The following is a 19306-nucleotide window of genomic DNA, read 5'->3' on the forward strand; positions in this document are numbered from 1 at the left end:
GAAGATACGCGAGCGGCCCGGCGGGCCGATCAAGCTCATCACGTGTAGCATAGCAGATGCGCACGGGGCACGGGCTCTGGCGCAGAGTTCGGGGAACCATGCTGGCTAAATAGCCGGTGAAACCCTTCGACCCTGCCGCTCTACGTGACCGCCTGGCACGCACCGGCCTTCGGTTCGGCTGGCCCACCGCCACCGACCTCGCCCTCCACCCGCACGTCGTCGTCCTGCACGACCTCTCCCGCGCCAAGCTCGGCGACTGGCGCTTCGTTCGCGTGTTCCAGACCGCCCGTGCCGCCGCCGCGCGGCTCGCGCCCGGCGCCCATCTCGTCGAGGCCATCTACGAGCAGCACCAGCGTACCGGCTACAAGTTCCGGTTCGCCACCTCGATGGCCGCGCTGCGCTTCCGGCTGTGCTACTCCGCAGCCCTCGCCGGGCGACCGTCTCCCTTGATCTCGGGAGGCCGGTGAATGGCTACCCGCAAGCCCCTCAAGCCGGGCGACATGACCCGGCGGATGGAGCGCGTCGCCACCATCCACGCAAAGCTCGACGACGAGCGCGCCCGACACCGCGACAAGATGCGCGACCTCGCCCTCGCGCGCACCGAGGCAGAGGCGATGGACAAGCCAGCCGCGCGGCTGGCCCGCATGAACCGCATCACGCAGCAGGAGGCGGCCGAGCGCGACCGTCACCGCCGGGCGGTGGCGCGGCTACGCGAGCGGATCGCATCCGCATGACCGCGCGCAGCAACCGCATCGTGATCTCGGCGCGCGAGCAGGCCGACGCCGAAATGGCCGCGATCTTCGCCGCGTCGGATGACCCGGCGCTCCGTGCGCTTGCCGAGAGGATGGTGCGCTGCCAGCAGTCGCGGGCCGAGAAGTCGCGGTGGCGCGACCTCCGCGATGTCATCCGAGTGGGATGGGGCTACCAGTGCAAGACCGTGGCCTGCTCGGCCTGTCGTCGTGCCCACCACATCCGCGAATGGCAGGTTAGGGTCCATGACCGCTTCGTCGATGCCGACAACGAGGATTGCAGCCTGGTGACAGTCCACCTCGCGCGTGTCGGCGACCTGAATGACATCCGCGAGGTGGTGGCGGGTGCGCGCCGAGCATTCCGTGATCTGCGCGACCGGCAGGCACGTCAGCGGCACCGCTGGCGCAGCGTCGAGGTGGCGGGCGTCGTGGAGGTAGACGCGATGGCGTCGGGCGACGTTCCGCTTCTCTTGTCCGACCGCGCCGCGATGCTGCCCTGCCTGCCGATGGTCGGTGCGGCCGGGCCGGTGGTTTGGCTTCCGCACCTCCATGCGGCCGTTCACCACCCTGACGTGGACAGGGCGGAACTGCGGGCGGCTCTGGAAGCGCGGTGGGAAGGCCCGCACCGTGTGGACGTGCGAGAGTTCCACAGCGACAAGCTCGCTGGGGAGAACGCCGCCGATATCAACGGCTACGCCTCCAAATTCGATGCCTGCACCAACACGGACGGGATCGAGGAGCCGTGGCCCGTGTCGTGGCGGGCCGAGTGGTGGGGCTGGCTGCACTCGCTCCGCCGTGGCCTTGAACCGATGCGCGTCTCGTTCAAGCCGATGAAGGCGGTGGTGCCACTGCATGTGGTTCGCTGCGTCGAGGTCGAGCCCATGCCGTTCATCATCGCCTGACATGTCGATCGGCTCAGGATTCGGGGAGTGTATAAATTGGTGGGTGCCGCGTCAGGCTCGCAGGCCGAGCCGTTCCAGCACGCGCGCGACTTGCACCGGCCTCCACGCCGAGCCGCCGCGCGTCGGGATGTTCTTCGCGTTCAGCGCGGCGGCGATGGTGTGCAGGCTGGTGGCACCCGTCCCCATGATCTGCTCGACCACCGGGCGGATGTCGCTGGCGAACTCCACGGCTTTGGCCTTGTTCGCCTTGGCGCCGTTGATGCGGCCCGTCGCCTGGTTGCTCAGGTTCGCCGGGTTGCCCAGCGGCAGGCCACGACGGCGACGCGCCGCCAGCGCAGCCTTGGTCCTGATGGACACGGCCCGTCGCTCCTCCTCGGCGGCGAGCGCGAGGACGCCGATGGTCATGCGGTTGACCGAGGGGCAGGAGGCCACCACGAAGTCGATGCCGCGCCGCTCAAGGCCAAGGAGCCATGCCGCGTCTCTGCTCAGCCTGTCCAAGCGACTCACGATGAGCTTGGCCTTGTGGATGCGGCACGCCTGAATGGCCGCCGCCAGTTCTGGCCGCTCGTCATCGAGCTTGGCGCCGGAGACCGTCTCGGTGAACTCCGCGACCAACTCCCACTGGCCGCCGTTCAGGTAGGACAGCACCTCCTCGCGCTGGCCTTCGAGGCCGAGGCCGGATCGACCCTGCCGCTGGGTGCTGACCCGGTACAGCGCGACGAACCTGCTCTTGACCACCCTGCCACACCCCTTTCGACGAACGTCGAAAGAGGTGTTACACCATATGTTTTGAAAAATCAACGTTAATACCGGCCGGTTCTCGGTCATGTTTTGGACTTGGCATCGCCCACCTCGCCGTTGATGTGCAGGGGTGCGACGAGGCGCGCTGTGCAGCAAGCCTCCTGACGGCATGCTGGGAAGGATGACGGCCGCTGCCGCCAGCACCCCTCCTGAGCCTTTTTCCGCACCGCTGGGGTGGGGTAAGGTGTGGAGGTGGCTCACCCCCTCACCGAAGTTCCTGACGGCGCTGATGGCCCCCGCTGCCGCCCGAGGCGGCCCCTCCACAAGGCAGGCGCAACAGCTACACGAGAGAAGATTATTAGCTCGCTGCACTCGTCAGCTTGGGAACAGCCTGGAAGATGTTGGTCGGGAGATCGGTTTGCGCCCCGCCCTTCGTGTATCCGGTCTCCTGCGGCGCGAAAATGCAGGCCGCAGCGTAGGTGAGCACGATGTCGCGCTTCTCCTCCTGCCCGGCGGCATCGACCAGAGCCTTGAAGGTCAGCAGGGCGTTCTGCCGGTGGCGGTTCACGATCGCATTGTGCTTGTGCGACAGGAAGTTCCGCGCGGACAGAAACAACATGTAGCCCATGACAGCGAAGATCAGCACCTTGCTCAGGCCCAACTGCACGGCCTCGTAGGTGTTGGTAGGAGCCAGCCAGGGGACCTTGTGCAGGCCGATCGAGAGCAGCGCGTACACGCCGAGCGCGACGGCAACCGACACGGTGTACCGGCGCCAGCGGTGAGCCTCCGCATCATGCTCCTGGCTCTCGTCCTTAAAGTAGATTGCCTGCTGCGACACGCCCTGCTCGGCGGCCGTCTTGCGAACATCCTCCAAGATGCGCTGCGCCTCGGCCTGATGCCCCTCAAGCTCCGCCGCGATTGCATCGGCGCGGTCCGACGCAGCCTGCATGGCGGCTCGGGCATCTCGTTCTAGCGCCGAGTAGTCGCGCAGCCGCGACGCGCCGTAGGAGATCATCGAGTGCAGGGTGGTGAAGTGTTGGACGTACTGCGTCTGTAGCGTGGCGATGAGGTTAGTCCGCCGCGAAAATGCGTCGCCCTGCCTGGCGTCGAACTTAATGATCTCGTCGAGGATGCTGTAGAGCGAATCCGCACTGGACTTTATGTGCGCGATCATCTGGTCGGGCAACTCGTCAAGGTACTGGGCCGGGAATTGGGCGAAGAGGCTGATGATGCGCTCCGCGGGCGCGACTGCCTCGGCGAAGCTGAGGTCAGCGCCAAGCTTCTCGATCTGCGGCAGCACCTTGGCGTCGAAGTTCTGGACGCGCTCAAGCGATCTACGCGCTTCTACGACCTGCGCTTCCGACATCTTCAATCTCTACGTCAAAATGGGGCGCCATAATACCACAGCGCCTACGACCAATCACGTCCCCGTGTGATGCGCCTCGCGGGTGCGCGACCTGCGCCTTGGGCATGGCTCCGCTTGGGGACTACGCGCCTTCTGAATAGCGAAGCCGTGGTCTTACGTTAAGAACATGGCTGCCAAGCGGACACATGACGCCTCATGTCTCGGAGCACATCGCTTCTCAGGCAGGTTGCTGCCGGGGCCTACCGCGTCCGCGCTTGACCGGCACCGGCTCTGGCGCGACGGCCGTGTTCTTCAAATGTGCGGCCTTCCACTCCATCAGGTCGCGGAACGGGTAGCGAACCGCCTGCCCGAGATCGGTGTACGGCGGCCCCCGCTTCTTCGACGCCCAGTCTGCGAGCGTGGCTGCGGTGACACTCAACACCCGCGCTGCCTCCTCCCTGCTCAGGTCGGGATTGGCGTCGAGCGCCGCCTGTGCGGCGGGCGGGAGTGGGGCGACCGGGGCGGGCTCGGGTGCCTGTACGGCTCCCGGCAGCGGATGGATTATCGGCTGCCCCGTCGTGGGGTCGCAGTAGACGGCCCGGCCGAAGTGCCAGCCTAGGACGGGCTTGTAGACCACGCTCATGCGGTTGATCCCTGAACGGGGGCGGGCTCATACCGCTACGGGACACATGGGAGCAACGCCCAATTTTGATCTGAATGGGACGCGTATGGGCCAGGGGGTTAGTCTCCGGTATTTCCGTTTAAAATCATCGTGTTGGATTTTAAGGCTTTTATTCCCCTGGGACACCGAGGCGCAGTTCGTCCCGCCGATCGCCCGGCGGTAGCGGCCCGGGGCGTCGGGCCGCGCCTGCCGGCCCTACGGCAGCTCCAGCCGTACCGCAATGGCGGCGGTGGCGATCACCGCCGGGTCGTGGCGTTCCGCATCCGGCACGTCCAGCCCGCCCTTCACCACCTGCACCGTCACCTTGCCATGCGGCAGCGACGCGCGCACCCGCTCGGCATCCACCTGCCCAGGCTGCTGCACACCGATGGTGACGTCCACCAGCATGGCCTTCGGATCGACCTGCAGCGCCCGCAGCATGGAAAGCGAGGAATGATGCAGCGCATCCTGCACCGCCCGCAGCGCCGCCTTGGTGTAGTCGCCGCCATGCAGGTCGTTGCCGGCGCCAAGTTCCAAGATCACCCGCCTCGCCGGCATCTCAGCGCCCCCCTTCCGGCAGGTCGAGGAAGACCTCGGCCGCCGCATGCGCCACCAGCGTGCCGCCGGTGCCGGCCTCGTTGAGGATCTCGAGCCCGCCCTCGACGCAGTCTACCGTTCCGGTGCCATGCGGCAGCACCGCCAGCACCTGGGCCTTGTCCACTGTCTGCGGGCGCGGCACGCCGATGGTGACCTTCACCTGCATGGAATCGACATCGACCCCAAGCGCATGGGTGACGGTCAGTGCGTTGTGCCACAGCGCGTCGCGCAGCGCCCGCACCGCGGCCTTGGTGGAATCCTGCCCACGGATATCGGTGCCCATGCCGATCTCCAGGACCATGCGCTTCAATGCCATCCCAATCCCCTCTCCATCCGGCGGCCGGTCAGCCCTTCTCGATGTTCCAGAACACCGGCACCGGGCCCTTCAGCATGCCGCGCAGGTTGCTCCGCCAGGCGGCAGGCGGCAAATACTGGCCGAGCGGGATGAAGGGCACCTGCTGGAAGGCGCGGCGCTGGATCGCCTGATCCAGCCGGCGCATCTCCTGCTCGTCGGTGCTGCCCATCCAGGCGTCGCGCATCGCCTCGATCTCGGGATCCTCCGGCCAGCCGAACCAGGCGTCCTTGCCGTTGCCCCGCAGGTTGGTGGCGAAGACCGGGTCGCGGTACTCCGCCGCCGGAAAGCCGGAGGGGAAGACCGACCAGCCGCCCTTGTCCAGCGGCTCGCGGCTGGTGCGGCGCTGCACCACCGTGCCCCAGTCCATCGACTGGTCGTCGACGTTGACGCCCACCTCCCGCCAGGCGGCGACGCAGACGCTGGTGAAGGCGTCGTAGAAGCTCTGGTCGGTGGGATGCATGCAGACGATGCGCTCCCCGGCATAGCCGGCCTCCGCCAGCATGGCCTTGACCCGGTCCTTGCCCGGCCGCTGGCGCACCACCTCCATCCCGGCGTCATTCGCTGCCGGGGTGCCGGGCAGGAAGAAGCCGACAGGGGCGCGGAACAGTGAGCGGTCCTCGCCCATGGCGGCCGTCATCACCTCCACCTGGTCGATCGCCGCCATCAGGGCACGGCGCACCCCGGCATTGGCGGTTGGGCCGTGCAGGTGGTTCGGCCGGATCGCCCCGAAGGTCCCGTAACTGTCGATCACCCCGACGGTCACGCCGCGCGCACGGCGAAGCCGCGGCAGCAGGTCCGGCAGGGGCTGGTCGATCCAGTCGACCTCGCCGTTGATCAGCGCATTCGCCGCGGTCGCCGCATCGGGAATGAACTGCCACTCGACCCGGTCGACCAGCACGCGGTGGCCGCCGGCGCAATGGCTGGCGGGCTCGTCGCGCGGCCGGTAGCGGTCGGATTTGGCGAAGACCGCGCGGTTGCCCGGCAGGTATTCCTCGGCCACCCAGCGGAACGGCCCGCTGCCGACGATCTCCGATACCTGCCGGTAAGGGTCTGTCGCGGCCAGCCGGGCCGGCATGATGACCGGGCTCGGCTGCGTCTTCGCCAGCGCGTAGGGCAGTGATGCGAAAGGCTTGTTGAGCCGCCAGACCAGGGTGCGGTCGTCCGGCGCCTCCAGCGAATCCAGCCGCGCCGCGATGGTCTGGCCGATCGGGTCGCGTACCATCCAGCGGCGGAGGGAGGCGACGCAGTCGCGCGCCAGCACCTTCTCCCCATCATGGAACACCAGCCCCTCGCGCAGCCGCATGGTCCAGTGCCGGGCATTGTCCGCGACCTGATGCCCTTCGAGCATCAGCGGCTTGGGGTCGAGGCTCTCGTCCCGGCCGTACAGCGTCTCGAACAGCATGGTCGCGACATTGCGGGTGACGACGGCGGTGGTCCAGACCGGATCGAGGCTGCCGAGGCTTGCCTGCGGCACATGCGTCAGCACCTTCGGCGCCTGGCCGAGGGCCGGTCGCGCCAAGCCCAGCACGGCACCGCCGGCCAGCAGATGACGACGTCGGAGCATGTTTCCCTCCCGTTGTTTTGCCGGCAGTCTTCACTGCTTCCCGCCAGGCTGCAACGTCCTGCCACCGGAGGCGCGCATGATCCTGTCGATCCACCGCACCGGCGTCGCAACAGCCGGCACGATCCTGCACAAGGCCACTGTTGCCAATGAAGGCGGCCGCATCGCCGCCCCCGGCCGAAACGAGGCGTGACGGACGCATTATCCCGGGGCCGGCACTGCTCGGGCGAAACAGCGGAAGGCCTAGCGGCGGGTCGCGATCGTGTCAGGCCGGCCCGGCCTGGCGCGGTGAAGCGCCCCCTCGCCTGCCCCATCCGCGGCGCAGGTTGACAAGCCGCCCTCTCCGGGGTCGGCTTGCGGTAACCAATGGATAGGGAAGCGGCCGTGCCAACAACCCAGAGCTATGACGCCATCATCGTCGGAGCCGGTTTCGCCGGCCTCTACATGCTGCATCGGCTGCGCAGGCTGGGAATGCGCGCGCAGGTCTACGAGGCCGGCAGCGATGTCGGCGGCACCTGGTACTGGAACCGCTATCCCGGCGCCCGCTGCGACGTCGAGAGCATGCAGTACTCCTATTCCTTCGACGATGCCCTCCAGCAGGAATGGTCCTGGTCCGAACGCTTCGCCTCGCAGCCGGAGATCCTGCGCTATGCCGGGCATGTCGCGGACCGGCTCGATCTGCGCCGTGACATCCAGTTCGATACCAGGGTCACCAGCGCGCATTTCGATGCGAAGCGCGCGCTCTGGCAGGTGGCGACCGATCGCGGCGACCGGGTGACGGCACGGTTCTGCGTCATGGCGACCGGCTGCCTCTCGGCCGCGCGGCTGCCGGAAATCCCCGGTCGCGACAGCTTCGCCGGCCCTACCTACCACACCGGCGCCTGGCCGCATGAGGGGGTGGATTTCACCGGCCGCCGCGTCGCCGTCATCGGCACCGGCTCCTCCGCCATCCAGGCGATTCCGGTCATCGCCCGGCAGGCGGCGCATGTCACGGTATTCCAGCGCACGCCGAATTTCAGCATCCCTTCGCGCAATGCCCCGATGGATGCGGAGTACGAAAACTGGTGGAAATCCGACTATGCCGCGCACCGCGCCAAGGCACGGGCGATGCGCACCGGCATCCTCTACGGGCTGAACGACAAATCCGCGCTGGAGGTGTCGGAGGAAGAACGGCAGGCCGAGTATGAACGCCGCTGGGCCAATGGCGGCACCGCCTTCATGGGCGCCTTCAGCGACCTGATCACCAACAGGCAGGCCAACGACACCGCCGCGGAGTTCGTCCGCAACAAGATCCGCGGCATGGTGCGCGACCCGAAGGTGGCAGAGATCCTGGCGCCGAAGAGCCACCCGATCGGCACCAAGCGGATCTGCGTCGACACCGAATACTACGAGACCTTCAACCGCCCAAACGTCGCGCTGGTGGATGTCGCCGCGACGCCGATCGAGGCCATCACTCCGGCCGGCGTGCGCACCGCCGCGGGCGAGGTGGCGGTGGACGACATCGTCTTCGCCACCGGCTTCGATGCGATGACCGGCGCGCTCGCCGCCATCGAGATCCGTGGCCGCGACGGCATCGACCTCGCGGCGAAATGGGCGGAAGGCCCACGCACCTACCTCGGGCTGATGAGCGCGGGCTTCCCCAACCTCTTCATGATCACCGGCCCCGGCAGCCCCTCCGTGCTCAGCAACATGATCGTCTCGATCGAACAGCATGTGGATTGGCTGACCGATTGCATCGCCCATCTCCGCGCCCGCGGCCTCGACACCATCGAGCCGACGCAGGAGGCGGAGGATGGCTGGGTGGCGCATGGCAATGAGGTCGCCCACCGCACGCTCTATCCCTCGGCGGCCTCCTGGTACATGGGCGCCAATATCCCGGGCAAGCCGCGGGTCTTCCTGCCCTATATCGGCGGCGTCGGGGTCTATCGCGAGAAATGCGATGCCATTGCCGCCGCCGGCTACGAGGGCTTCCGTCTGGGCGGGCAAAACCAGGCCGCCGCCGCCGAGTAGCCCACGCCAGCCCCGCCCCCGACAATCCTGCGTGCCACGCAGGATTGTCGGGGGCAGCCATGTCCAGGGGTCAGTATCGCCCCCGACATGCTGACCCGCCGGCTGGCCGCGCTGGTCGAGGCCGGGCTGCTGGAGCGCCTGCGCTACTCCGACCGGCGGCCCGCCATGAATACCTGCTGACCGAGCGCGGCCGGGACTTCCGTCAGGTGCCGCTGACACGGCTTGCACCGGGCTGGCGCTGTGATGGGCGCTTCACTGTCGGGCGTATTCACCGCCCTGGCGGTGTTGCTGGTGGCCTATGGCGGGCTGATCGCCGCGATGAGCGGCGGCAGTGCCTGGTTCCGGGAGGCGCCGAATGCGGCCGCCCTGGCCGGCCAGCCGTCAGCCTCGGCAAGGGCTGACGGCCCCCGCGCCCTTACCGCCGGTGAAGGCCGGCGCCCGGCGCCCGAGGAACGCCGCCACCCCCTCAGCGAAATCCGCGGTGGCGGCACAGGCCAGGAAAGCCCCCCGCTCCGCCGCGAGCTGGCCGTGCAGGTCACGCCCAGCCGCCGCCCGCAGCAGCGCCTTGACCCGCGCCTGGGCCTCACGCGGGCCGGCGGCAAGCTGGCGGGCCAGGGCTTCGGTTTCCGCCGCCAGCGCCTCGGTCGGTACCACGCGGTTGATCAGCCCGGCGGCCAGCGCCGCGGCGGCATCCAGGCTCTCGCCCAGCAGCGCGATGCCGAGTGCCCGGCGCAGCCCGACCAGCCGTGCCAGCGCATGGGTGCCGCCGCAATCCGGCACGGTGCCAAGCCGCAGATAAGCCAGGGTGAAGCGCGCATCCGCGGCGGCAATGGCGAGGTCGACGCCAAGGGCGATGCTCATCCCCGCCCCGGCGGCTGCCCCCTGCACGCTGGCGAGCACCGGCACCGGCAGGGCCGCCAGCCCCTCCACCGCCGCATGCATCGGGTCGAGGATGGCGGCGATCCGCGCCTCCCGCCCCACCCCCTGGAAGGCCGAGACATCGCCGCCGGCCATGAAGGCACGCCCGGCGCCGGCCAGCACCACGCAGCGCAGTCCGCGGTCGGCGGCGAGGCCCTGCACGGCGTCGCGCAACGCCTCGGCCATCGGCACGTCGATGGCGTTCAGCCGCTCCGGCCGGTTGAAGCGCAGCCAGGCGATGCCGTCGCGGCATTCGACCAGCAGCGGGGCGTCCGGCGCGTTCATCTCGTCTGCGCCTTGCCGCGGGCGATGGCGGAGGCCAGCCCCGCCTCCCGCGTGCGGCGGAATTCCTCCGTCACATGCGAAAGCTGATGGGTGTCGAAATGCGCCTGCACCGCATTGCGGAAGCCCTGGATATCGGCGGTACGGTTCAGCGAGCGCTTGGTCAGCTTCAAGGCAAAGGGCGGCGCGGCGGCGATCTCCTCGGCCAGCGCCATGGTGGCGCGTTCCAGTTCGGCGCGCGGCACCACGCGGTTGACCATGCCGAGCTGCTTGGCCTCCACCGCGCTCATGCGACGGCCTGTGTAGAGGAACTCCTTCGCCGTGCGCAGTCCCATCACCCAGGGGTGCAGCAGCACCTCTACCGCCGAGGCCGCCAGGGTCCGGCAGACCGGATCGGCGAAGAACGCATCCTCCGAGGCGACGATCAGGTCGCACATGTTGGCAACCATGAAGCCGCCGGCGATACAGGCGCCCTGCACCATGGCGATGGTCGGCTTGGGGAAATCCCAGATCCGCAGGCTGTAGTCGAGGTAGCGCTGCTCCTCATAGGCATAGCGCTGCTCCACGCTGAAGCCCTGGCGCTTCTCCTGGCCTTCCTTCAGGTCGTGGCCGGCGGAGAAGTGGTCGCCGCGACCGCCGATGATGACGACATGCACGCCGTCGTCGGCCGCCGCCTCGCGCAGCGCCGTGTCCAGCTCATCCAGCAGCACGCTGCTCTCGGCATTCCGCATCGCCGGACGGTCGTGCAGGATGGTGGTGACGGCGCCGGCACGTTCAACGGCGATCTGCGTCCAGGCCATGTTCCTATCTTCCTCCTTGCCTGCCACGGATAGCGTTCAATCCCGAACGCTGCTCCGCTGCAGGCCGTTGTTGATGGAGCGGATTCACGCTCCGGGGCGTTCACGCCCCTCCGCGACCCGCTCTATTCCGCCGCCGCCAGGTCCGGCGGCACGAAGGCGCGGATCGGCGGCAGGTTGCCGGTGAAGCGGGTGACCTCCACCGTGGTGATCTGGCCGGTGCAGCCCTGCGCCAGCCGCGAGGTGCCGGCATCCCGCGTCAGCACATTCGGGTTGCCGTGGACACAGAGCGGGTTCTCCTCCGCCGGATCTTCCGGATCGTACCAGGCGCCGGTCGGCAGCTGCACCACGCCCGGGCGGATGTCCTCGCTCACGCTGGCGGTGGCGAGGCAGGCGCCGCGGGTGTTGCGCAGGGTGACCACATCGCCATCGGCAATCCCGCGCGGCGCGGCGTCTGCCGGGTGGATGCGCATCACCTCCCGCCCCCGCCGCTTCATGCCGCTGCTGTGGCCGCCGTAGTCGAACTGGCTATGCAGCCGCGTCGCCGGCTGGTTGGCGATGAGATGCAGCGGTGCCTCGCCCCGCGGTGCCTCGGTGGGCGGCAGCCAGGCGGGGTGGCCGGGGCAATCGGCGTAGCCGAAACCGGCGATGGTCTCGCAGAAGATCTCGATGCGGCCGGAGCGGGTCGGCAGCGGCGCGCCATCGGGGTCGTCACGGAAGGCGCGCAATATGCCGCCATCATCCTCGGCCTGCGGCAGCAGCAGTTCCCCCTTCCGCCAGAAGCTGTCGAAATCCGGGGCCGGCAGGCCCTTGGTAATAAGGTCGGCCTCGGTCTTGGCGTAGAGGTGGCGCAGCCAGTCGCCCGCGCTGCGGCCTTCGGTGAAGGCCTCCGCCTTGCCCAGCCTTGCGGCGAGATCGCTGAAGATGGCGTAGTCGTCGCGCGCCTCGCCATAGGGTTCGGCGATCCGGTGCATCGCCACCATCAGCGGGTCGGTCTGGCTGCTGCCGATATCCTCGCGCTCCAGCGTCATCGTCACCGGCAGCACGATATCGGCATGGCGCGCCGTGGCGGTCCAGCCGATCTCGTGCACCACCAGCGTCTCCACCTGGCGGAAGGCGCGGCGCAGGCGGTTGAGGTCCTGGTGGTGGTGGAAAGGGTTGCCGCCTGCCCAATAGACCAGCTTCGGCGCCGGGTAGGTCAGGGTCTGGCCGTTGTACTCGTAGCTGCCGCCGGGATTCAGCAGCATGTCGGCGATGCGTGCCACCGGGATATAGGCGCCGACCCGGTTGCGCCCCTGGGGCAGGGCCGCGGGGGAGACGGCGTTCTGCCGCCGCCCGGTATGCGCCAGCGCGCCGAGCGCATAGGCATAGCCGCCGCCAGGCAGGCCGATCTGGCCCAGCATCGCCGCCAGCACCAAGCCCATCCACACCGGCTGCTCGCCATGCTCGGCGCGCTGCAGGGAATGGGCGACGGTGATCAGGCTGCGCCGGCCGGCCAGCCGGCGGGCCAGGGCAGTGATGGTCTCCGCCGCGATGCCGGTGATCGGCGCCGCCCAGGCGGCATCCTTCGGCTGGCCATCGGTGCGGCCGAACAGATAGGCCTCGAATTTCTCCCACCCTAGGGTGTAGCGGTCGAGGAAGCCGCGGTCGTGCAGCCCCCCGCTCGCCAGCGTATGGGCCAGGGCCAGCATCAGTGCAGTGTCGGTGTTGGGGATGATGCTGAGCCATTCGGCCCCGGCATCCGCCGGCATGTCGTCCCGCAGCGGGCCGACGAGGATGAACTCGCAGCCGCGCGCCGCCGCCGTGCGCATCGCGTCGCGCTCGATATGCCGGCTGATGCCGCCGCCGCCGACCATGCTGTTCTTCAGTGCCATGCCGCCGAAGGCCAGCACCACCTCGGAATGCGCCGCCACCGCCTCCCAGGACACGTTGCGGCGGCTGACATCCTCGGTCGGCCCGACGACATGCGGCAGGATGACGTTGGAGGCGCCGGCGCTGTAGCTGTTGACGCTGCGGACGTAGCCGCCGAGGGTCATGTTCAGGAAGCGGTGCACCTGGCTCTGCGCATGGTGGAACCGCCCGGCCGAGGACCAGCCGTAGGAGCCGCCGAATACCCCCTCCGGCCCATGTGCATCGCGCACCCGCGCCAGCTCGCCGGCCAGCAGCTCCAGCGCACGGTCCCAGGAGACCGCGACATAGTCGTCGCGGCCGCGGCGGTCATCGGCGCCCGGGCCGCGTTCCAGCCAGCCGCGGCGGACCATCGGCCGGGCGATGCGCGCCTGGTGCCGCAGCGCTTCGGGGAAATTCTGCAGGATGAGGTTCGGGTCCGGGTCGCCGGGATGCGGGCGGACCACCAGCCGGCCGTCCCGCCAGCCAGCCGAGAAGGCGCCCCAATGCGCGCTGTGCGGGCGGAACTCAGTCTCGGCTTCGGTCATCTAGCATCCCTTTCCGGCGGCGGCAGCCTGCCCGGAGCACGACGGTTCTGGCAAGCCGCATCGGCCGCATTGGCCTGGGCCGCTCCGGCAGATGGCGGGCATGTCCGGCAACGCGGACTGTTCCGCACCGAGTATCCGGAGTTACGCTGCGCGATACGCCGGGGATGCAATGCCCGGCCGGCCCCTGCTGCGCGGAGTGATGCCCATGCCCCCGGTGATGCTGCTCTGGACCGATGAGGCGAAGCTCTACCAGGAGGCCATCGCCGCCGCCGGCCTTGATGACGGACGGCTCGAGCTCGTCACCCTGCCGCGCGGCAGCCAGCCGGATGCGGCGCTGCTCGACCGGGTGGAGGGCCTGTTCGCCTGGGGCGCCCCGCCCGGGATGCTGGCCAGGATGCCGCGGCTGCGCTGGATCCAGGCGCTGACCGCCGGCGTCGAGGCCTGGCTGGCGCGGCCCGACCTGCGCGACGACATCGTGCTGAGTTGCGCCCGTGGCACCCATCGGGTGCAGATGCCGGAGAACATCCTCGGCGCGCTGTTCCATGTGACCAAGCCCTACCACGCCGCGGCGCTGGACCAGCGGGAGGCGCGCTGGACCCGGCGGGTGGCGACCACCCTCGCGGGCATGACCCTCGGCATCCTCGGCCTCGGCGCCATCGGCCAGGAAGTGGCGCGCAAGGCGGCGGCGCTGGAGATGCGGGTCATCGGCACCAAGCGTGGGGTGGCGGCGCTGCCGCATGTCGACCAGGTCTTCGGACCGGACGGTACGGATGCGGTGCTCGCGGACTCGGATTTCGTCCTGCTGCTGCTGCCGGTGACGCCAGCGACCGAGAATCTGGTCGACGCACGCCGGCTGGGGCTGATGAAGCCTTCCGCCTGGCTGCTGAACTTCGGCCGCGGCCAGCTGATCGTCGATGCCGATCTGGTCGCCGCGGTGCAGGCGAAGACCATCGCCGGTGCGGTGCTGGACGTGTTCCGGCAGGAGCCGCTGCCGCAGGATCATCCATTCTGGCGCACCGAGGGCATCGCCGTGCTGCCTCATATCGGCGGGCTGCATCCGGACCGCGACAGCATGGTCGCCGCGCTGCTGGTGGAGAACCTCCGCCGCTTCGCCGCCGGGGAGGGATTGAAGGAAGCGGTGGACCGCGCCGCCGGCTACTGACCAGGGCCGGGGACCGGCCCTACCGCAGCCGCACGCTCAACGGGCAATGGTCCGACAGCCGTGCCCGCATCCGTGGGTCGCGCTCCTCATAGACCAGCACCCGCAGGCTCTCCGGCACCAGCCACTGCCGGGCCGGGCCGCCGAGCAGGATATGGTCGATGAAGCGCCGCGCCCCACGCGGCGAAGCCCAGCAAGGGTCGGAGAAGCCCTCGGTGGCGCGGGTCAACGGCGCTTCGGCGGTCAGCGCCCGCAGCAGCTCATCCTGCGGCCCGGCGATGGCGCGGTTGAAATCGCCGAGGATGGCGAAGGCCACCCCTTCCCGCTGCCGCGCCGCCACCCAGCCCGCCAGGATCGCCGTCTGCCGCGCCAGGCTTTCGCATTTGTCGACCGGCTGGCTCAGCGTCGCGTCGCGGCAGCCGGCGACCAGATGCACCGACAGCAGCCGCAGTGGCCCGGAGGCGGTCTCCACCGTGATGTCGGTGCCGCGGCGCAGCGAGAAGCGAGCCCGTGGTCGCAGGTCCAGCGCCGCGAGGTCCGGGTTCTGCCGCACCCGCAGGCCGTGGCGGACGGCAAAGCCGGTGCGCTGCACATCATCCTCGGCGGGGAAGAAGAAGGCGTAGCGGTCGGGGTCGAGGATGCGCGCCGCCGCCTGCGGCCCGTCCACCTCCTGCAAGGCGAGGATGTCAGCGCCCAGCCGCTTCGCATACCCCGCCAGCAAGCCAAGGTCACCGGCATCGCGCGGCGTCACATCGCCTGGCAGTTCGGCACTGCGGAGGGTCAGCCAGGCGATGTTCCAGCTGGCGAGCTTCAACTCCGCCGCGGTGGCCGGCAGGGAAAACAGCAGGGCAAGCAGCAGGGCAAGGCGGAGGATCATGACACGCATGACGCCGAGCTTGCCCGGGCACGGCCGGGGTGGATAGCCTCGGCCATGCGCATCATTCTGGCCGTGGCCCTTGCGGCCCTGCTGCCCGCGGCACCGTCCCCGGCCCAGCCGGCGAAGCCGCGGGCCACGCCAGCGCCGGCCGCCGCCCCGCACCCCGTATCGCCGGCCGCCGCGGTGGCGATGCTGCCCGAGACCATCGCCGGCTGGCGCCGGGGTGCGGTCACCGACTTCTCCCCGCGGCCGGGCGGGGCCGGGCTCGGCGCCGCGGTGGAATACCGGCCGGAAGCCGGCGGCGCCGGCGTCGCCACCGTCTACGTCTACGACCGTGGCCGCACCCGCCTACGGGACGGCGCCGATTCGCCGGAGGTGGCGGAGGAACTCGACACCGCGTTGCGCGAAATCGACACGCTGGGGCCGGTCCGGCACTATCGGGTCGAGTCACGGCGGCCGGCCACGGCACCGCCCGGGCTGCGTTGCGAGGCGATGGTGATGCGGTTCGAGGGCGGTGTCCAGGCCGATAGCCTGGTCTGCCTCGGCGTGGCGCGGGGGCGCTTCCTTAAGCTGCGGCTGACCTTGCCGGCGCGGGATGCGGTGGCGGCAGAGCGCATTGCTGCCGAATTGGGCGCTGCGATGGTGGCGGCGAGCCGGTCCTGACCAGGGCTTGATCAAGGGTATGCGCCAGCGGCCGGACTACCCCCCATGGTCATTCCTCCCCAGGCTTTGTAATAGCGGCCTTGATGCCCGGCCGCACCGACGGGCCGGACGCGCCCTGCGCGGCGCGCAATGAAGGGGATCCCCGTATGCGACTGGCAGTCCTGAAGGAGCGCCGGCCGGCCGAGACCCGGGTCGCGGCCACACCGGAAACCGTGAAGAAATTTATTGGTCTCGGCCTGACCGTCGCGGTCGAGGCCGGGGCCGGCCTTACCGCCGGCGTGCCGGATGCCGAATACGCCGCCGCCGGGGCCGAGGTGGCGCCGGATGCCGCGACGACCCTGGCCGGCGCCGGCATCGTGCTGAAGGTGCGCGCCCCGCTTGGCGAGGGGCCGGTGGATGAGCTGGCGCTGATCCCGCGCGGCGCGCTGCTGCTCGGCCAGTTGCAGGCCGATGCCGATACAGCCGCGACCTATGCCAGGCTCGGCATCGATGCCGGGGCGATGGAACTGCTGCCGCGCATCACCCGGGCGCAGAGCATGGACATCCTCTCCTCCCAGGCCAACCTCGCCGGCTATCGCGCGGTGATCGAGGCGGCGGCGGCCTTCGACCGTGGCTTCCCGATGCTGATGACCGCGGCCGGCACCGTCCCGGCGGCGAATGTCTTCATCATGGGCGCCGGCGTCGCCGGGCTACAGGCCATCGCCACCGCGCGCCGGCTCGGCGGCAGGGTCTCCGCCACCGATGTGCGGCCGGCGGCGAAGGAGGAGATCAAATCCCTCGGCGCCAGCTTCGTCGGCCACGAGGATGAGGAAAGCCGCGCCGCGCAGACCGCCGGCGGCTACGCCAAGCCGATGAGCGCGGCCTTCATGGCCGAGCAGGGCAAGGTGGTAGCGGCGCATCTGGCGAAGCAGGACATCGTCATCACCACCGCCCTGGTGCAGGGCCGCCGCGCCCCCACGCTGGTGACGGCGGAGATGGTGCATTCGATGAAGCCGGGCAGCGTCATCGTCGACATCGCCTCGGATGCCGGCGGCAATGTCGCGCTGACCGTGCCGGGCGAGGCGGTGACGACGCCGGGCGGGGTGACCATCCTCGGCTACGGCAATTGGCCGGGGCGGATTCCGGCGGCCGCCTCGGCGCTCTTCGCCCGCAACCTGCTGACCCTGCTGACCACCTTCTGGGACAAGGACGCCAAGGCGCCGAAGCTGCCGGAAGACGATGACATCGTGAAGGGCATCATGCTGACCCGCGGCGGTGCGGTGGTGCACCCGAGCTTTACGCCGGCGAAAGCCGCCTGAGGATGGCCAACCGCCTGTCGCCCGATGACCGGACCGCCGGATGGCGCCCGGTTGCCCAGCATCTTGAGCCGCACTGGCCGACGTTTCCGAAGGGGACCCGCCCATGAACCCGACCGAGCTGGCCAACCAGGCCAGCGCCACCGCGCAGCGCGCGCTGGAGCTGGCGCAGCAGGCCCGCATGATGGCCGAGGCGCATGTCGCGCCGGTCGCCGCCGCCGCCGATCCCTTCCTGTTCCTGCTGACGATCTTCCTGCTGGCCTGCTTCGTCGGCTACTACGTGGTGTGGAACGTCACCCCGGCGCTGCACTCGCCGCTGATGGGCGTGACCAATGCCATCTCCTCGGTGATCGTGGTCGGCGCGATCCTGGCGACCGGCCTGGGCGAGAGCCTGGCGGCGCAGGTCTTCGGCTTCTTCGCCGCCATGCTCGCCGCGGTGAACATCTTCGGCGGCTTCATCGTGACCCGCCGGATGCTGGCGATGTTCCAGACCAAGAAGAAGGGCTGAGGACATGGCCGCAACCTTTTCCACCCTGGCCTACCTCGTCGCCGCGGTGCTGTTCATCCTGGCGCTGCGTGGGCTGTCCCACCCCACCACCAGCCGCCGGGGCAATCTGTTCGGCATGGTCGGCATGGGGATCGCCATCCTCGCCACCCTGCTGCGGCCCGGCATGGGCGGCGGCGGCGTCGGGCTGATCATCCTGGCGCTGGCAATCGGCGGCGGCGTTGGCGCCTATATCGCCTCCCGCATCCAGATGACGGCCCTGCCGCAGCTGGTGGCGGCCTTCCACTCGCTGGTCGGCATGTCGGCGGTGTTCGTCGCCGCCGCCGCCTTCTACGCGCCGGAGAGCTTCGGCATCGGCCATGCCGGGGCGATTCATGGCGGATCCCTGGTGGAGATGTCGCTCGGCCTCGCGATCGGCGCGATCACCTTCTCCGGCTCGGTAATCGCCTTCGCCAAGCTGCAGGCGCTGATGTCGGGCGCGCCGATCATCTTCAAGGGCCAGCACTGGCTGAACCTCGGCCTCGGCGTCCTGCTGCTGGCGCTGATCATCGGCTTCGTCGCCAGCGGCAGCGCGGCGCTGTTCTGGCTGATCGCGATCCTGGCCTTCGCGCTCGGCTTCCTGCTGATCATCCCGATCGGCGGCGCCGACATGCCGGTGGTCGTCTCGATGCTGAACAGCTACTCCGGCTGGGCGGCGGCGGGTATCGGCTTCACCCTGGGCAACCTGCTGCTGATCGTCACTGGCGCGCTGGTCGGCGCCTCCGGCGCCATCCTCTCCTACATCATGTGCAAGGGGATGAACCGCAGCATCATCAACGTGCTGCTGGGCGGCTTCGGCACGGATAGCGGCGGCGCCGCGGCGGCGGGGGCCGGTACGGCAGACCGCGCACCGGTGAAGGCCGGCAGCCCGGAAGATGCCGCCTACATCATGAAGAATGCCCAGAAGATCATCGTGGTGCCCGGCTACGGCATGGCGGTGGCCCAGGCGCAGCAGGTGCTGCGGGAGATGGGCGATCTGCTGAAGAAGGAAGGCGCCACGGTGGAATACGCCATCCACCCGGTCGCCGGCCGCATGCCCGGTCACATGAACGTGCTGCTGGCCGAGGCCAATGTCCCCTACGAGGACGTCAAGGAACTCGAGGAGATCAACCCGGAATTCGCCGAGGCCGATGTCGCTTATGTGATCGGCGCCAATGACGTGACCAACCCGGCGGCGAAGACCGACAAATCCTCGGCCATTTACGGCATGCCGATCCTGGATGTGGAGAAGGCGAAGACCGTCTTCTTCGTCAAGCGCGGGATGAGCAGCGGCTATGCCGGCGTCGACAACGAGCTGTTCTTCCGGCCGAACACCATGATGCTGTTTGGCGATGCGAAGAAGGTGACGCAGGAAATCGTCCAGGCATTGCAGAAATAGCCTTTGCCTGGTGGCCCCTGAAGCCGTGCATGGCTTC

General features: G+C 69.4%; 19 protein-coding genes. 9 read left to right on the forward strand and 10 right to left on the reverse strand.

The genetic code is table 11. From position 1 onward, the window contains the following. Positions 1-116: 116 nt before the first annotated feature. The 3 genes from H7965_RS13390 to H7965_RS13400 are packed head-to-tail and all read left to right on the forward strand — an operon-like array spanning position 117 to position 1651. A complete protein-coding gene (locus H7965_RS13390; RefSeq protein WP_186771085.1) occupies positions 117-467 on the forward strand; it encodes a hypothetical protein in 351 nt (116 codons plus the stop codon). Continuing rightward, positions 468-734 (forward strand): hypothetical protein, encoded by a 267-nt coding sequence (locus H7965_RS13395; RefSeq protein ID WP_186771086.1) that lies wholly within the window; start codon positions 468-470, stop codon positions 732-734. It abuts the gene before it with no gap. After that, positions 731-1651, forward strand: coding sequence for a hypothetical protein (locus H7965_RS13400; protein ID WP_186771087.1), 921 nt, complete (start codon positions 731-733; stop codon positions 1649-1651). Before H7965_RS13395 ends, H7965_RS13400 begins: the two co-directional genes overlap by 4 nt. 51 nt (positions 1652-1702) lie before the next feature. On the opposite strand, the gene H7965_RS13405 is transcribed toward H7965_RS13400, so the two are convergent. The 6 genes from H7965_RS13405 to H7965_RS13430 form a co-directional block, all read right to left on the reverse strand. Further along, positions 1703-2479 (reverse strand): recombinase family protein, encoded by a 777-nt coding sequence (locus H7965_RS13405; protein WP_186771088.1) that lies wholly within the window; start codon positions 2477-2479, stop codon positions 1703-1705. A 271-nt stretch (positions 2480-2750) separates the two neighbouring features. Then, positions 2751-3758 (reverse strand): hypothetical protein, encoded by a 1008-nt coding sequence (locus H7965_RS13410; RefSeq protein ID WP_186771089.1) that lies wholly within the window; start codon positions 3756-3758, stop codon positions 2751-2753. A 217-nt stretch (positions 3759-3975) separates the two neighbouring features. After that, complete coding sequence (locus H7965_RS13415) at positions 3976-4380, reverse strand: helix-turn-helix domain-containing protein (protein ID WP_186771090.1); 405 nt, start codon at positions 4378-4380, stop codon at positions 3976-3978. 234 nt (positions 4381-4614) lie between these two features. Continuing rightward, entirely contained in the window at positions 4615-4941 is a 327-nt protein-coding gene (locus H7965_RS13420) for a Lin0512 family protein (RefSeq protein ID WP_222440604.1), read from the reverse strand. Between the two features lie 16 nt (positions 4942-4957). Further along, on the reverse strand, positions 4958-5311 hold the full coding sequence (locus H7965_RS13425; RefSeq protein WP_186771092.1) for a Lin0512 family protein: 354 nt from the start codon (positions 5309-5311) through the stop codon (positions 4958-4960). A 28-nt stretch (positions 5312-5339) separates the two neighbouring features. Beyond that, on the reverse strand, positions 5340-6914 hold the full coding sequence (locus H7965_RS13430) for an ABC transporter substrate-binding protein (RefSeq protein WP_186771093.1): 1575 nt from the start codon (positions 6912-6914) through the stop codon (positions 5340-5342). A gap of 381 nt (positions 6915-7295) precedes the next feature. Between H7965_RS13430 and H7965_RS13435 the strand changes: the two genes are divergently transcribed. Then, positions 7296-8921, forward strand: a complete 1626-nt coding sequence (locus H7965_RS13435) for a flavin-containing monooxygenase (RefSeq protein ID WP_229682599.1) — start codon at positions 7296-7298, stop codon at positions 8919-8921. Between the two features lie 381 nt (positions 8922-9302). Here the strand turns inward: H7965_RS13435 and H7965_RS13440 are convergent, their stop codons facing one another. From H7965_RS13440 to H7965_RS13450, 3 genes are all read right to left on the reverse strand, one after another. Further along, positions 9303-10124 carry an enoyl-CoA hydratase/isomerase family protein gene (locus tag H7965_RS13440; protein ID WP_186771095.1) on the reverse strand — a complete coding sequence of 274 codons (822 nt, stop codon included), beginning with the start codon at positions 10122-10124 and terminating at the stop codon, positions 9303-9305. After that, the gene (locus H7965_RS13445; RefSeq protein WP_186771096.1) at positions 10121-10921 is read right to left on the reverse strand and encodes an enoyl-CoA hydratase; all 801 of its coding nucleotides are present in this window, start codon (positions 10919-10921) and stop codon (positions 10121-10123) included. The genes H7965_RS13440 and H7965_RS13445 overlap by 4 nt, the downstream gene beginning before the upstream one ends. A gap of 122 nt (positions 10922-11043) precedes the next feature. Further along, positions 11044-13353 carry a molybdopterin guanine dinucleotide-containing S/N-oxide reductase gene (locus H7965_RS13450; protein ID WP_186771097.1) on the reverse strand — a complete coding sequence of 770 codons (2310 nt, stop codon included), beginning with the start codon at positions 13351-13353 and terminating at the stop codon, positions 11044-11046. A gap of 205 nt (positions 13354-13558) precedes the next feature. Here H7965_RS13450 and H7965_RS13455 point away from each other — a divergent pair, with 205 nt between their 5' ends. After that, complete coding sequence (locus H7965_RS13455) at positions 13559-14515, forward strand: D-2-hydroxyacid dehydrogenase (protein WP_186771098.1); 957 nt, start codon at positions 13559-13561, stop codon at positions 14513-14515. 19 nt (positions 14516-14534) lie between these two features. On the opposite strand, the gene H7965_RS13460 is transcribed toward H7965_RS13455, so the two are convergent. After that, a complete protein-coding gene (locus tag H7965_RS13460; RefSeq protein ID WP_186771099.1) occupies positions 14535-15398 on the reverse strand; it encodes an endonuclease/exonuclease/phosphatase family protein in 864 nt (287 codons plus the stop codon). A gap of 45 nt (positions 15399-15443) precedes the next feature. On the opposite strand from H7965_RS13460, the gene H7965_RS30365 reads away from it, so the two are divergent. From H7965_RS30365 to H7965_RS13480, 4 genes are all read left to right on the forward strand, one after another. Next, a complete protein-coding gene (locus tag H7965_RS30365) occupies positions 15444-16052 on the forward strand; it encodes a hypothetical protein (protein WP_222440605.1) in 609 nt (202 codons plus the stop codon). A 146-nt stretch (positions 16053-16198) separates the two neighbouring features. Continuing rightward, positions 16199-17350, forward strand: coding sequence for a Re/Si-specific NAD(P)(+) transhydrogenase subunit alpha (locus H7965_RS13470; protein ID WP_186771100.1), 1152 nt, complete (start codon positions 16199-16201; stop codon positions 17348-17350). A gap of 103 nt (positions 17351-17453) precedes the next feature. Next, the gene (locus H7965_RS13475) at positions 17454-17855 is read left to right on the forward strand and encodes an NAD(P) transhydrogenase subunit alpha (protein ID WP_186771101.1); all 402 of its coding nucleotides are present in this window, start codon (positions 17454-17456) and stop codon (positions 17853-17855) included. Positions 17856-17859: 4 nt separating this feature from the next. Further along, the gene (locus tag H7965_RS13480) at positions 17860-19269 is read left to right on the forward strand and encodes an NAD(P)(+) transhydrogenase (Re/Si-specific) subunit beta (protein ID WP_186771102.1); all 1410 of its coding nucleotides are present in this window, start codon (positions 17860-17862) and stop codon (positions 19267-19269) included. Positions 19270-19306: the final 37 nt, after the last annotated feature.

This window comes from Siccirubricoccus deserti, from assembly GCF_014283215.1.
Taxonomy (GTDB): Bacteria; Pseudomonadota; Alphaproteobacteria; order Acetobacterales; family Acetobacteraceae; genus Siccirubricoccus; species Siccirubricoccus deserti.